The organism is Corynebacterium sp. CNCTC7651, from assembly GCF_021496665.1.
Taxonomy (GTDB): Bacteria; Actinomycetota; Actinomycetes; order Mycobacteriales; family Mycobacteriaceae; genus Corynebacterium.
Window position 1 is genome coordinate 1,488,305 of sequence record NZ_CP071246.1, and the last position, 13,635, is coordinate 1,501,939.

At 66.4% G+C, this 13,635-nt stretch carries 11 protein-coding genes and 1 pseudogene; 5 read left to right on the plus strand and 7 right to left on the minus strand.

Features of this window, described 5'->3' with window-relative positions:
* Window positions 1-20 precede the first annotated feature (20 nt).
* From JZY91_RS07210 to JZY91_RS07240, 7 genes and pseudogenes are all read right to left on the minus strand, one after another.
* Window positions 21-1,019, minus strand: a complete 999-nt coding sequence (locus JZY91_RS07210) for an MFS transporter (RefSeq protein WP_234949087.1) — start codon at window positions 1,017-1,019, stop codon at window positions 21-23.
* Window positions 1,020-1,104: 85 nt separating this feature from the next.
* Window positions 1,105-1,620: pseudogene (locus JZY91_RS07215) on the minus strand (MFS transporter); the annotation flags it as partial.
* A 35-nt stretch (window positions 1,621-1,655) separates the two neighbouring features.
* Window positions 1,656-2,234 carry an imidazoleglycerol-phosphate dehydratase HisB gene (gene hisB / locus JZY91_RS07220; protein ID WP_234949088.1) on the minus strand — a complete coding sequence of 193 codons (579 nt, stop codon included), beginning with the start codon at window positions 2,232-2,234 and terminating at the stop codon, window positions 1,656-1,658.
* Window positions 2,170-3,300, minus strand: coding sequence for a histidinol-phosphate transaminase (locus tag JZY91_RS07225; protein WP_234947197.1), 1,131 nt, complete (start codon window positions 3,298-3,300; stop codon window positions 2,170-2,172). Before JZY91_RS07225 ends, hisB begins: the two co-directional genes overlap by 65 nt.
* A 3-nt stretch (window positions 3,301-3,303) precedes the next feature.
* Complete coding sequence (hisD, locus tag JZY91_RS07230) at window positions 3,304-4,629, minus strand: histidinol dehydrogenase (RefSeq protein ID WP_234947198.1); 1,326 nt, start codon at window positions 4,627-4,629, stop codon at window positions 3,304-3,306.
* Between the two features lie 53 nt (window positions 4,630-4,682).
* Complete coding sequence (locus JZY91_RS07235) at window positions 4,683-5,258, minus strand: hypothetical protein (protein ID WP_234947199.1); 576 nt, start codon at window positions 5,256-5,258, stop codon at window positions 4,683-4,685.
* Entirely contained in the window at window positions 5,258-6,031 is a 774-nt protein-coding gene (locus tag JZY91_RS07240) for a hypothetical protein (RefSeq protein ID WP_234947200.1), read from the minus strand. Before JZY91_RS07240 ends, JZY91_RS07235 begins: the two co-directional genes overlap by 1 nt.
* Before the next feature lie 146 nt (window positions 6,032-6,177).
* Between JZY91_RS07240 and JZY91_RS07245 the strand changes: the two genes are divergently transcribed.
* The 5 genes from JZY91_RS07245 (at window position 6,178) to treY (ending at window position 13,626) form a co-directional block, all read left to right on the plus strand.
* Window positions 6,178-6,747 carry a TetR/AcrR family transcriptional regulator gene (locus JZY91_RS07245; RefSeq protein ID WP_234947201.1) on the plus strand — a complete coding sequence of 190 codons (570 nt, stop codon included), beginning with the start codon at window positions 6,178-6,180 and terminating at the stop codon, window positions 6,745-6,747.
* Window positions 6,740-8,920: a glycogen debranching protein GlgX gene (gene glgX, locus JZY91_RS07250; RefSeq protein WP_234947202.1), complete on the plus strand. Its 2,181-nt coding sequence runs from the start codon at window positions 6,740-6,742 to the stop codon at window positions 8,918-8,920. Before JZY91_RS07245 ends, glgX begins: the two co-directional genes overlap by 8 nt.
* A gap of 18 nt (window positions 8,921-8,938) precedes the next feature.
* The gene (locus JZY91_RS07255; protein ID WP_234947203.1) at window positions 8,939-10,357 is read left to right on the plus strand and encodes an exonuclease domain-containing protein; all 1,419 of its coding nucleotides are present in this window, start codon (window positions 8,939-8,941) and stop codon (window positions 10,355-10,357) included.
* Between the two features lie 258 nt (window positions 10,358-10,615).
* Complete coding sequence (locus JZY91_RS07260; RefSeq protein ID WP_234947204.1) at window positions 10,616-11,038, plus strand: hypothetical protein; 423 nt, start codon at window positions 10,616-10,618, stop codon at window positions 11,036-11,038.
* Window positions 11,039-11,112: 74 nt separating this feature from the next.
* Window positions 11,113-13,626 (plus strand): malto-oligosyltrehalose synthase, encoded by a 2,514-nt coding sequence (gene treY / locus JZY91_RS07265; RefSeq protein WP_234947205.1) that lies wholly within the window; start codon window positions 11,113-11,115, stop codon window positions 13,624-13,626.
* Window positions 13,627-13,635 lie beyond the last annotated feature (9 nt).

The window sequence follows — 13,635 nt, forward strand, 5'->3', positions numbered from 1 at the left end:
AAAGTCTAGCGCCTCCGGGTCTAGCGTTCCGGGCGCGGGCGCTCACTGACGCGGTAGCGGCGCGGGGCCTGTACGGACTTGAGCCGAACGGCCAAGTTGTTCACCTCTACAACGCGGTGGCGGCCCAGGCGGCGGTCCGCCAAGGTGACCGCAAGGCCGATGAGGATCACCGCGCTGGCGAGGCCGAACATGGGCGCAAACGCCATGGTGGTGAGCAGCATGCCGTAGAACGTGGACCCCAACCCGGTGCCGCCGTCGAAAGAGATGTTCCAGATCGCAGAGGCCTGGGATGCCTTATCCCGCGGGAGGCGGTAGAACATCAGCGTCAGCGCCTCATTCTGCACGGCACCGAAGCCGGCGCCGTAGAACAGGACGGCAATCAGCATCGTCCACACCGGTAGCTCAAGCGCCAGGATGATGGCCATCATGAGCACGCCCGCAGCCGCCGCGACCTGGAACGGGATGAGCACGGTGCCGGGCTGGCCCTTGCGGTCCATCACGCGGCCGGCGTAGTAGCGCGAGATCATCGCCGCGAAATTGGACAGGCCCAGCATCAGGCCGCCCAGCGCGGCCCCGCGCACCGGATCCAGGTCACGCATGGATGCCGGCAGGAAGTTCGTGATCGCGCCGTAGGCGGTGGTGACAAACATGAGGGCCAGCGCTGGCACCAGCACGAGGTGCCAGGTGGGGACACGGATCGCGCCGGTGGTGGCGGGCTCCGCCTCCGGCGTGGGGATAGACGGGATCAGCAGCGACGCGAACAGCGCGGACAAGCCAACCACCGCACCGATGGCGTAGACGGCGTTGTAGCCGATGAGGTCCACCAAAGCGAGGCCTGTCGGCAGCGCCAGCATTTGTGCTGCGCCCACCACAAGGCCCAGCGCACCGGTGGCGCTGCCCAGGAGGCGAAGCGGCACAAGCTCCGCCACAATCGCGGCCTCCGCGACGGAGAGTGCGCCGAACCCGACACCGCGGATCGCGCTGACGGTGAGCAGCACCACCGGGTCCATGCCCAGCATGTACCCGAACGCTGGGGCACCGAGGAACCACCGCACCGATGGCGTAGACGGCGTTGTAGCCGATGAGGTCCACCAAAGCGAGGCCTGTCGGCAGCGCCAGCATTTGTGCTGCGCCCACCACAAGGCCCAGCGCACCGGTGGCGCTGCCCAGGAGGCGAAGCGGCACAAGCTCCGCCACAATCGCGGCCTCCGCGACGGAGAGTGCGCCGAACCCGACACCGCGGATCGCGCTGACGGTGAGCAGCACCACCGGGTCCATGCCCAGCATGTACCCGAACGCTGGGGCACCGAGGAGTAGCGCCGAGACGCTCATCACCAAGCGGTACCCTGCCACCCGCAGCAGCCACGGCGTGAACATCTGCGTAATCACCGTGGCCAGCATGAACACGCCGGTACTCAGGCCGGCAAGTGTTTCGCTGTGCCCGGCGTCGATAACCGCGGTAGGCACTACTGGCAGGAGCATGGACCACGCGCCGAACGCAGCACCCACGGCAACGAGGACGGGTATCAACCCGCGGGCGCGCCAGACGCTTGTCAGGCTTTCTACCTCCGCCGGGGTGAGCGGTGCGCGGGAACGTGCGATCGGCCCTGCCAGTGCCATGGTGGTGTGGTCTGCCCCTTCCTACTGCGTCAGTACTACAGCGCGCCCTTTGTGGACGGCACGCCGGTGATTCGTGCATCCTTGCTCACGGCCTCGCGCAGCGCGCGGGCGACGGCCTTGTATTCCGCCTCGGTGATGTGGTGCGGGTCCCGACCGTACCTCACGTTCACGTGCAGCGTGGTGCGAGAGTTGTACGCCAGCGTTTCAAAGAAGTGGCGGTTGATCACCGTGGCGTAGTGACCACCGATGATCTGGTGCACCATGTGCTCCGGCTCGCCGTGCATGACAAAGTACGGCCTGCCCGAGAAATCGACCACGGCCTCCACCAACGTCTCATCCATCGGCAGCAGCATGGAGCCGAAGCGCCGGATGCCGGCCTTATCCCCGATTGCATCCGCCAGCGCCCACCCTAGGGTGATCGCCGTGTCTTCCACGGTGTGGTGCGCGTCAATCTCCACGTCGCCCTTTGCGTGGACCGTGAGGTCGAACGCCCCGTGGGTGCCAAAGGCGGTCAGCATGTGGTCGAAGAACGGCAGGCCCGTGTCAATATCAACCTTGCCGCTGCCGTCCAGGTTGATCTCCACCGAAATGTCGGACTCGCTGGTGGTACGTATCCAGCCCGATGGTCACCCGCAGGCGGCCGGGCACCCCCACGTCGCGGATCAGCACCCCGCGGTCCAGGAACTGCTGCCACGCGACGTGGGAATCCTCGAAGTGCCCGAAGAACAGGAAGTTGGACTCGCTGGGCACGACATCGTAGCCCATTGCGGTCAGCGCAGCCTGCACCCGCTCACGTTCCTGGGCAAGCTTTGCGACGTTCGCAAGGGTCTCCTCCGCATGCCGCAGCGCCACCGTCGCCGCCGCCTGGGACAGCACGGAGAGGTGGTACGGCAAGCGCACCAGCATCACGGCCTCCACAAAGGCGGGGGCAGCTACGAAGTACCCCAGGCGCGCGCCCGCGAAATCGAAGGCCTTACTCATCGTGCGGGACACGACCAGCTTTTCCGGGTAGCGCTCCAGCAGCTCAGCGCTGGACGGAGAGGGCGAAAACTCGGCGTAGGCCTCATCCACAATCACAATGCCCGGCGCTGCCTGGATGATCCGCTCGATGTCTTCCAGCGCAGTCACGTCACCCGTCGGGTTGTTCGGCGTGGTCACAAACACGATGTCCGGCTGCCGCTCTGCGATAGCCGCAAGCGCAACCTCAAGGTCGATGCGGTAGTCCTCCCCGCGCGACACGCCGATGAAGTCGGTCTGCGTGCCTGCTGCCAGGATCGGATGCATGGAGTAGCTGGGGGTGAAACCCATGGCGCTGCGCCCCGGGCCGCCAAACGCCTGGAGCAGTTGCTGCAGGATCTCGTTGGACCCGTTCGCGGCCCACACGTTGTCGCGGGTGACGGCCACACCAGTCTGCCCAGTCACGTACGCCGCCAGTGCGTCTCGCAGCTCCACCGCATCGCGCTCCGGGTAGCGGTTGAGCGTGGACGCGGCCTTGCCCACTGCCTCCACCAGCTCGTCGATCAGCGCCTGGGACGGCGGATACGGGTTCTCGTTCGTGTTCAGCGCCACCGGCACCTCAAGCTGCGGTGCGCCGTACGCGGTCTTGCCGCGCAACTCTTCGCGCAGCGGCAGCGCTTCAATGCTGGTCGCCGTCGCCAGCGTCCCTTCCTGAAACTCCATGGCCTACTCCCCTTCCGCGGTACCGTCGTTCAGCCGCGCGGTAATCGCCTCGCCGTGCGCGGGCAGCTGCTCATCCTCGGCCAGCGCAATGATGTGCTCGCCGATCTCCACCAGCGCAGCTGCGTCATACTCAATCAAGTTCACCGGCTTGAGGAAGGTGTGCGTGGACAGGCCGGCGTTGAACCGCGCGGTCCCGGACGTCGGCAGCACGTGGTTCGACCCGGCCGCGTAATCGCCCAGCGGCACAGGCGAGTGCGGCCCGACAAAGATCGCGCCGGCGTTGACAATCTGCTCCGCCACCTCGCGCGCGTTCTCCGTGTGAATCTCCAAGTGCTCCGCCGCGTAGGCGTTAGCGACGGTGATGGCGGCGGAGCAATCGTCCACAAGCACGATGCCCGACTGCTCCCCGCCGAGGGCAGACGCGGCGCGCTCCGAGTTGAGCGTCTGAGCCGCACGCTTTTCGACGATCCCCTGCACCGCATCCGCAAGTTCCACCGTATCTGTAATAAGCACGCTCGCTGCCTGCTCATCGTGCTCCGCCTGGGAAATCAGGTCCACCGCGACGTAATCCGGATTGGCCGAGGCATCCGCGATGATGGCGATCTCGCTGGGCCCGGCCTCCGCGTCAATGCCCACCACGCCGTTGACCAGGCGCTTCGCGGCGGCGACGAAGATGTTACCGGGGCCGGTCACCATGTCCACCGGCTCCAGGGCGGCCGCATCGTCGCCGTAGGCCATCAGGGCGATCGCTTGCGCTCCGCCAACGGCCCACACTTCATCCACGCCCAGCAGCGCGCACGCGGCGAGGATGGTGGGGTGCGGCCACCCGCCGAAATCAGCCTGCGGCGGCGTGCACACCACCATGGAGGACGCGCCCGCCTCCTGGGCCGGAATGACGTTCATGAGCACGCTTGACGGGTAGACCGCCTTGCCGCCGGGAACGTAGAGACCCACGCGCGCGACGGGGATGAAGGTCTCCGTCACCGTGGCGCCGGGGCCCAGCGTGGTGGTGTGCGCCTTGGGCTTCTGATCTGCGTGGACCGCCCGGATGCGGGCAATCGCCTCCTCGAGTGCCGCGCGCAGGCGCGGGGAGAGCTGCTCTTCGGCTGCGCGGATGACCTCTTCCGGCACGCGGACGGACTCTGGACGGATGCCGTCGAACTGCTCGCCGTATTCCAGCGCCTTGGCCGCGCCGTGGTCGCGCACGTCCTGCACAATCGGCGCCACCGTGGGCAGCACCTTCGACACATCTACGCCGCCGCGGGGCAGCACCCGGCGTAGTTCAGCAGTGGACGGGGTCTGGCCCCGCAGGTCCGTCAGGCGCAGCACAATTAGCCTCCTGGAGCAGTGGGTGGTTACCCGCTTCGAGTCTGTTACCCGCCTTAGTCTAGGGCCACCGCCGGCCGGATCCCCGCGCGGGCCTCTGCGCGCGCAAGGCGGGAGAGCTCGAGGAAGCTCGCCAGCCAGAACGTGGCGGCTGCAACGAGCGGTGCCACCAACCACGCCACGTGCGGGTCCACCGACGGCGCAAGGGTAAACGGAGCGCTATTCGCGCTCTCCGAGTGCGATGGCACCGGGTACAACGCGCGCACGGTGAGCTCCCCGGCGGCAAACACGGTGAACGCGGATGCGCCTGCCACAGCGGTAAGCCACATGAGCTCACCAAACCCGCCTGCTACCTCGCGCTTCGCCGTCTGGACCAGCGCTATGACGCCAAGTACAGCACCGATAACGGCGGCGATGATTGCCAGCCACGCCACAGCCGCGAATTCGACGCTGTCCGCGCTGGCAGCCTGGTCAACTACCGCTGCCCCGTCCACAAACGCCACCGTGTAGGTGGGGCGCAGAAAGCCCCACACCACCCCGCCGACCAGCCCTAGCAGGAGTCCGGCAGCCAAAAGCCCCGCTCCTGCGCCGAACGCGCGCGGGTAGCGGGGCGTGGTTCGCGCCACGGCCATTAGCCGTTGCAGACCTTCCAGCGGCCGTCTTCCTTGGCAAAGAGCTGGACCTGAGACGCGTTGCCCTCAGAGTTAGAGGTGGACACCGTGGCGGAGGCGCGGTTGCCGTCAATGCGCACGTCCGTAACCTTCACGTCGGTCTTCGGGATGTTAATGGTGCCGCCCTGCGCCTCCTGGGCGCGCATCATCTGCTCGACCATGTCGAGGGTCAGGCCCTGGCGCTCAAACTCCTCGAGTGCCGGCTGGCGCACCGCAGCACACGAGTTGTCCAAGATCGTGCGGGTCCAGGTAGCGAAGGAATCCGGGTTGGTCACCTTGCGCACCACGTCTTCCATCTGCTTGCGGTCTGCCTCAGAGCCTTCCTTACCGGTGGTGATCGGCTCGTAGGTGGGGATCTCCACCTGGCCGTTCTCAAACGGGTTCGCAATGGTCGGTACCGCACCGCCAGCGGCCGCGCCCGGGTTCTGGTTGTTCGCCGGCGCCTTGGAGGTGGTTTTCGCAGCGGAGCTCTTCGGCTCCTTGGACTCCTTACCGTCCTTAGACTCTTCGGCCTTCGCGGTATCCTCCGCAGCCGCAGTCTCCTCAGCCGCCACAGCATCCGTGGTCTCCCCGGCCGCTACATCCGCGGTCGCAGCACCCGGAGCCGTTGCCGCGGTGGATAGACCGCCGCTGGCGGTGTCCTCTTTCTCACCGCAGGCGCTGAGGCTCAGCGCAAGGGCCAACGCGGTTAGGCTCGCCGCTGCGGCCTTCTTGGAAGTGGTGGTCAGGGTCACGAATATCGCTCCTCTAAAACGTGCCTTGGGAGTACAACAGCGAGCATTGTAACAACGCCAAGCTGGGGCAAGTGTCAGCTACGGGTGCCAACCATCTGGGTGGTTTCTGTGAGGTCGCCGTCAGTGCACGGCTACAGTTGGGCCGTATGCAGCTGTCCCGCGAGGCGATTACTACCGCCGCTGTCAACATCCTTGACGCATACGGCCTCGCGGATGTTTCCATGCGCCGTGTCGCCACCACCCTCAGAGTCGCTCCGGGCGCCTTGTACTGGCACATCGAGAACAAGCAGGAACTCATCGCATCCATGGCGGCGGCCATTGTGGCGCCCGTGGTCGCGTCCCCACCGGAAGACCCTCGTGCCCTCGCCGCCGCGCTGCGCCGCGCCGTCCTAAGTGTTCGCGACGGCGCAGAGGTGGTGATGAGCGCGATCGGCCAGCCGGAGGCGCAGGTTGGACGGGACCTCGCGGAGACATTCTCGCGGGTTGTGGCCGCGTGGTCGGCGCAGCGATCGTCGGCACGCAATGTGCGCGCGGCCGCGAGCGGCCTGCTCCACCTCACCCTGGGTGCCGCCGCGGTGCAGCAGTCCGCGGAGCAGCTCGCGGACGCCACAGGGGCTGAGCGTGACGACGATGCGGAGGCAGCCGCCGAGCACGCCACGGCGGTGGAACTGATGTTGGGTGGACTGGGTTGCACTACGATTAGTCGGCATGACTGAAACTACCAATCAGCCCGCAGCCCAGGATTCCGCGCCGGAAACCTGGCCGGGCTCTGCCTACCCGCTCGGTTCCACGTACGACGGTGCAGGCACGAACTTCGCCATTTTCTCTGCAGTGGCGGAGAAGGTTGAACTCTGCCTGATCGACGAGGACGGCGCGGAGACCCGCGTTGAGCTCCAGGAAGTGGACAACTACGTCTGGCACGCCTACCTACCCGGCATCGCCCCCGGCCAGCGCTACGGCTACCGCATCCACGGCCCGTGGGACCCGCAGAACGGCAAGCGCTGCGACGCGACCAAGCTGCTGGTGGACCCGTACGCCCGCGCCTTCGACGGCGAGTTTGACCAGCACTCTTCCCTCTTCTCCTATGACATTCACGCAGAGGAGCCGGGCACGGGCCGCAACGAGGAGGACTCCCTCGGCCACACCATGCTCTCCGTGGTGATCAACCCGTTCTTCGACTGGGGCGATGACCGCTCCCCCAACATTCCGGATGAAGAGGCCGTGATCTACGAATGCCACGTGAAGGGCATGACGCAGATGCACCCGGATATCCCGGAGAACCTGCGCGGCACCTACGCCGGCATGGCGCACCCCGCGATGGTGGAGTACCTCTCCGACCTCGGCGTGACGTCTGTGGAGCTTTTGCCGGTGCACCAGTTCCTGCAGGACGACCGCCTGCGCGACCTGGGCTTGCGCAACTACTGGGGCTACAACACCTTCGGCTTCTTCGCGCCGGAGAACAACTACGCGTCCTCCGACAAGCCGGGCGACGCTGTGGCTGAGTTCAAGCAGATGGTGCGCGCGTACCACGAGGCCGGGATGGAGATCATCCTGGACGTGGTGTACAACCACACCGCCGAGGGCAACCACCTCGGCCCAACCATCGCGTTCCGCGGCATTGACAATGAGGCGTACTACCGCCTGGTGGACGGCGACCGGTTCCACTACATGGATTACACCGGCACCGGCAACTCCTTCAACGTGCGCGACCCGCACTCCCTGCAGCTGATCATGGATTCGCTGCGCTACTGGGTCACCGAGATGCACGTGGACGGCTTCCGCTTCGACCTCGCCTCCACTCTGGCGCGCGAATTCTCCGACGTGGACCGTCTGGCCACCTTCTTCGACCTGGTGCAGCAGGATCCGGTTGTGTCCCAGGTGAAGCTGATCGCCGAGCCATGGGATGTGGGCGAGAACGGCTACCAGGTGGGCAACTTCCCGCCGCTGTGGAGCGAGTGGAACGGTAAGTACCGCGACACCATGCGCGATTTCTGGCGCGGCGAGACGTCCACCTTGGGCGAGTTCGCGTCCCGCCTCACCGGCTCTTCCGACCTGTACCAGCACAACGGCCGCCGCCCGACGGCGTCCATCAATTTCATCACGGCGCACGACGGCTTCACGCTCAATGACTTGGTGAGCTACAACGAGAAGCACAACGAAGCTAACGGCGAGGACAACCGGGACGGCGAGAGCCACAACCGCTCCTGGAACTGCGGTGAAGAGGGCCCGACGGAGGACCCGGAGATCCAGCAGCTGCGCGCGCAGCAGCGCCGCAACTTCCTCACCACGCTGCTGCTGTCCCAGGGCACCCCGATGCTCGCGCACGGCGACGAGTTCGCCCGTACGCAGGGCGGCAACAACAACGTCTACTGCCAGGACAACGAGATTGCGTGGATGAACTGGGACCGCTTGGAGGAGGCGCAGGACCTCCACGCATTCACTAAGCGCCTGATTGCCATCCGCAAGAAGCACCCGGTGTTCCGCCGCCGCCGCTTCCTCTCCGGCGGTGCGCTGGGTGAGGATGTGGTGGATCGCGAGATCGCCTGGCTGGTCCCGGACGGTCAGCTGATGACCCAGAGTGACTGGGACTACGCCTTCGGCAAGGCGCTCATGGTGTACCTCAACGGCGACGCCATCACGGAGGAGGACCGCCGAGGCCGCAAGGTCAGCGACGATTCCTTTGTGCTGATGTTCAACGCCCACTTCGAGGACATCGAGTTCACGGTGCCGCCGAAGCAGTTCGGCGGGGCGTGGGAGATCCTGATCGACACCACCGAGCCGCTGGGCTACCCCGTGGAGAAGGCAGTGTTGGCCGCAGGCGATACGGTAGTTATCCCGGCCCGCTCCACGGCTGTGCTCAAGCAGGTTGAGCCGCCGGTGCGCAACTAGAAGGAGGAACGCAACAACGTGATTTCGGCTCACGGTGCCCAGGTGACAGTGACTAATGAGGAGATCACTGTCACACCGACCCCGCTTGCCGCTTCCCTTGCGGGGAGCAGCGCAGCACGCAGCCTGGCTATTGCCGACGTCCGCTCGGTGACCGCCACCCCAGGCGATGCCTGGACGCCGGCTGCGGTAGCAATTGATGCCGGGGCCGGCACCGTGACCATCACGTTTCCTCCCGGGGATGCCTCCGGGCCGGAAGACCTCGCCGCGCTGATCACCGAGGCGATGCAGGGCGAGGCGCCTGACGTGGCTCCGCTGGACGGCCACGCCGGCATACCCGGCTTCAGCTTCGTCGCCCTCGATGTGGAGACGGCGAACCAGCACTGGGGCTCCATCTGCCAGATCGGCATGGTGAAAATCGTGGACGGCGAGGAAGTGGAGCGCGTCTCCTGGCTGTGCACCCCGCCGGCCGGCATCGACGAGTTCGATCCCTACAACGTGGCAATCCACGGCATTACCAGCGAAAAGGTTGCGGATTCCCCCAATGTGGGCGACCTGATTGACGGGGTCAGCGACTTCGTCGGCGACCTACCCTTGGTGGCGCACAACGCCCAGTTCGACGTAACAGCACTGCGCAACGCCTGCGTGGCTACGAGGCGCCCTATCCCGCGCATGATGTTCGCCTGCACGCTTGCCCAATCCCGCGCCACGGCCCTCGACGTGCTCAACCACCGCCTGCCCACCCTCGCGGAATTCTTCGAGGTCGCGCTGGACAACCACCATGACGCGGCAGCGGACGCAGCCGCCTGCGCAGGCATCATGGTGGGCCTTGCCAGGCGCGCCGCGCATGAGGGCTCGCTCATGAGCTTCGTGCACAACACCGGCTTCGCGCTCGGCTCGCTTGACGACGTCCGCGTGACCCCGGTGTTGCGTGACCGCTCCGGGGCGACCCGCGCCATGCAGGCCAAGCGGGTTGCGGAGGCGGGTTTGTTGGCCGCTGTCGGTGCCGTCGCCACGCCGCAGGGCTCCAACCAGTCGGGGCCGAGCGATGCCGGGGAGCGCCCGCGGGAGCAGCGCGCGGCGGCGCCACGCAATCAGGCTCAGCGCAATCAAGCGCCGTGGCAGGCGGTCGCTACCCCGGACACTATTCCGGACCCGAACCCCGAGGCGGATCCAGACTCCCCGCTCTACGGCCAGAATGTGACGCTGACGGGGGACTTCGAGCCCTACGACAAGGGCGAGCTGTGGAACGGCATCGCGCATCACGGCGGCACGGTGGGCAAGAACGTGACCAAGAAGACCACGATCTTGGTTGCGGGCGAGTGGGCGACGATGACCACGAAGGAAAAACGCGCCCGCGAGCTGCAGGAGAAAGGCCAAGAGATCGAAATCTGGCCAGCCTCGAAGCTGTTTGCAGTCCTGGGGCTCGCCGCTGAATAGTGCATGGAACCGGACGCGCATTTTCTGCGTCTAATACCCATGCACCTCACCGGAAACTCGTCACCGTCCTCGCCACTGTCCCTGTCAGACCGTCAATCAGAAGCCCTCGGGCGCTTGCGCCCCCGCCTCGCGCGCCGGGATCAACTCGCCGGATCATCCTCACGCGGGTGGGTCACCCCAGGCTGCGGGGCATCCACGGCATTCATCAGCCTCTCCCCTGGCCTTGTCTGCGTCTTTGATGGGCCGGAAAGACAGGGTTTGACCCACCAAGAAATCGGCTCGCTCGGGGTCAGCGTGCATCAGGCCTGGAACGCCGCCGCGGCCGCGTTGCGCGCCACGGCGTTGCGCGGTGCCGGGGTGGAGTTTTCGGTCCGGCCCGCGTCAGTGCGCCTAACGGGTGCCGCGCCCGCCGGTTTTGAAGTGCGGGATGGACGGGGATCCACCGCTGCCGCCTGGCTCGCCCACCCAGCCACGTTCGATGTGATCAACCGGCACTTCGGATGTGTGCTGAACACTGAAGCACCCTTGACATACCTCTCACGCGACCAACGGGAACTGTTCGTGTTCGCAGTGCCGGAGGAGGAGGTTGTCTCCTCACTCGGTGCCCGCGGGGTAATGCGCTATTCCTTAGGTTTTCCCCTCATGGTGCCCATTGCTCCCGCCATGGCGGCCAACCTGTAGCTACGCTTGAGTCGGTGCGTCGCCAGAGATCCCGGCGGTGCCTCAGCTACGTATCAAAGGAGCGTCACCCACCCATGCGCAGGCCGATTACCTCCACGTACCGCGTGCAACTGCGCGGCCCGCTCGCGGACCCGTCAGGGCGCGGGTTCGGCTTCGCGGACGCTGCGGAGCAGATTCCGTACCTGCGGGCGCTGGGAGTGTCCCACATCTACCTCTCCCCGATCTTCGCCGCGGTGCGGGAATCGAACCATAACTACGACGTGACGGATCCGACCATTGTGAATCCGGAGCTCGGCGGCATCGAGGGCCTGCGGGAGCTGGCGCAGGTGGCGCACGAGGCCGGGATTGGCATCGTGTTGGACATCGTGCCCAACCACCTCGGCGTGGAAACGCCGCGGACAAACCGTTGGTGGTGGGACGTGCTGAAACACGGCCAAGACTCTGAGTTCGCCTGCTACTTCGACATTGACTGGCACGAGGATAACGGCGCCGGCGGCAAGCTGGGCATGCCGGTCCTGGGCAAGGAGGGCGACGAGGACAAGCTGACCCTGACCCACCTCGGGCCGGAGGAGTTTCCGGAAGGGTCCGCGCCCGACGGCGAGGACGTGCTGGCGTACTACGACTCCTACTTCCCGCTCGCCCCGGGCAGCTACGAGTCGCTGGAGGATGACCCGCGCGAGGTGTACGAACGCCAGGCATACCGCCTGATGTTCTGGCGTGACGGGGTGATCTCCTACCGCCGCTTCTTCTCCGTGAACGGACTAGCGGGCATCCGCCAGGAGGACCCGCTGGTGTTCGAAAACTCGCACCGCACCCTGCGCCAGCTCATCGCCGAGGACCTTATCGACGGCATCCGGGTGGACCACCCGGACGGACTGACCGACCCGTTTGAGTACCTGACCCGCCTGCGGGACCTGATTGGCCAGGATCGCTGGCTGGTGGTGGAGAAGATTCTCGGCGTCACCGAACCACTCGACCCGCGCCTGAACGTGGACGGCACTACGGGTTACGACGCAATGCGCGAGCTAGACGGCATCTTCGTCGACCGTGCAGCGGAGGATTCGCTGAGCATGCTCGCGCTCCAGCAGTCCGGCTCCACTTGGGACGAGGCGGCTATCTTGGCTGCGGAGCACCAGCTCAAGCGCGAGGTCGCCGGTGCTGAGCTCGGCGCCGAGATCCGCCGATTGGTGCGCGCAATCCGCCGGGACAACTTCTCCACCGCGGGGCAAGAGGTTTCCGACGAAGCGTTGACCGAAACCGTGATCGAACTGGTGGCCGCCATCCCCGTCTACCGGGCGGACTACCGCTCCCTGTCCAGGATTACCTCGTCGGTGATTGCGGAGATGGCGAGAAAGTTTCCGTCGAGAAGCGATGCCCTTGACCTGATTGCCGCGGCGATGCTTGCGGAGGGCGAGGCGAAGACCCGTTTTGCCCAGGTGTGCGGCGCGGTGATGGCGAAGGGTGTGGAAGACACGCTGTTCTACCGCGCAAGCCGCCTCGTCGCCCTGCAAGAGGTGGGCGGCGCGCCGGGACGCTTCGGCGTGGGTGGGGCTGAGTTCCACTTGCTGCAGCAGGAGCGCGCGCAGCTGTGGCCGCTGGCGATGACGACGCTGACCACGCACGACACGAAGCGCACCGAGGACACTCGCGCTCGCATGCTGGAGATCACCGAGGCGCCCAACGAGTTCGCGGAGTTGGTGCGGCAGGTGGCGGCGATGGTGCCCCCGCCGGACGCGGCGACGGGGCACTTCCTGATCCAGAACTTCATCGGCGTGTGGCCGGCGGATGGCAACGTCACCGACGCATTGCGCGACAGACTGCATGAGTACGCGGTGAAAGCGGTGCGCGAGGCCGGGATCAAGTCCTCCTGGTTCGACCAGGACCAGGCCTACGAGCAGGCGGTGAAGGATTGGATTGACGCGCTGCTCTTCGGCCCGGTGGCGGGCCAGATCACGGAGTTCGCGGCGCGCCTGCACCGCGGCGGTGTGCAGGTATCGCTGGGACGAAAGGTGCTGCAGCTTGTGGGCGCGGGCGTGCCGGATACCTACCAGGGGCAGGAGTTCATGGACTTCTCTCTGGTGGACCCGGATAACCGCCGTTTTGTGGACTACACCGCTCGCCACCAGGCGCTGGAGCAGTACCTGGATGCGGCGGAGGCGGAAGACTTCGACCTCGGCGGGTACCTGGAAGCATCCGGCGACGCGGCCACGGACCGCGCCAAGCAGATTATCGTCCGCGAGGGTTTGCACCTGCGCCGCCAGCACGCAGACGTGTTCTTGCGCGGCGAGCACCAGGCCGTCTTCGCCGTGGGCCAGGCGCACGAGCACTTGGTGGGCATTGCCCGCGGGGACGCAGCAGTGGGAGGGGCCAAGGGCCTCAGCGTAATCGCGCTGGCCACGCGCCGCCCGCTCGCGCTGGAAGCCGCGGGAGGGTGGGGCGAGACCACCGTGCAACTCCCGGAGGGCGACTGGGTGGATCGGCTCACCGGCCGCACCTACAGCGGCGTGGTGCCGGTGGCGGACGTGCTGGCCACGCTCCCCACCGCAATGCTGGTGTCCGCCCGCTTGACCGAAGCCAGCAGGCTCTAGAAAGACACG

Excerpts from the sequence above, each read along its gene's own strand:
- JZY91_RS07210 (WP_234949087.1), bottom strand. The coding sequence starts at position 1,019 with ATGCTGGGCATGGACCCGGTGGTGCTGCTCACCGTCAGCGCGATCCGC.
- JZY91_RS07225 (WP_234947197.1), bottom strand. The coding sequence starts at position 3,300 with ATGGAGTTTCAGGAAGGGACGCTGGCGACGGCGACCAGCATTGAAGCG.
- JZY91_RS07235 (WP_234947199.1), bottom strand. The coding sequence starts at position 5,258 with ATGGCCGTGGCGCGAACCACGCCCCGCTACCCGCGCGCGTTCGGCGCA.
- JZY91_RS07245 (WP_234947201.1), top strand. The coding sequence starts at position 6,178 with ATGCAGCTGTCCCGCGAGGCGATTACTACCGCCGCTGTCAACATCCTT.
- glgX (WP_234947202.1), top strand. The coding sequence starts at position 6,740 with ATGACTGAAACTACCAATCAGCCCGCAGCCCAGGATTCCGCGCCGGAA.
- treY (WP_234947205.1), top strand. The coding sequence starts at position 11,113 with ATGCGCAGGCCGATTACCTCCACGTACCGCGTGCAACTGCGCGGCCCG.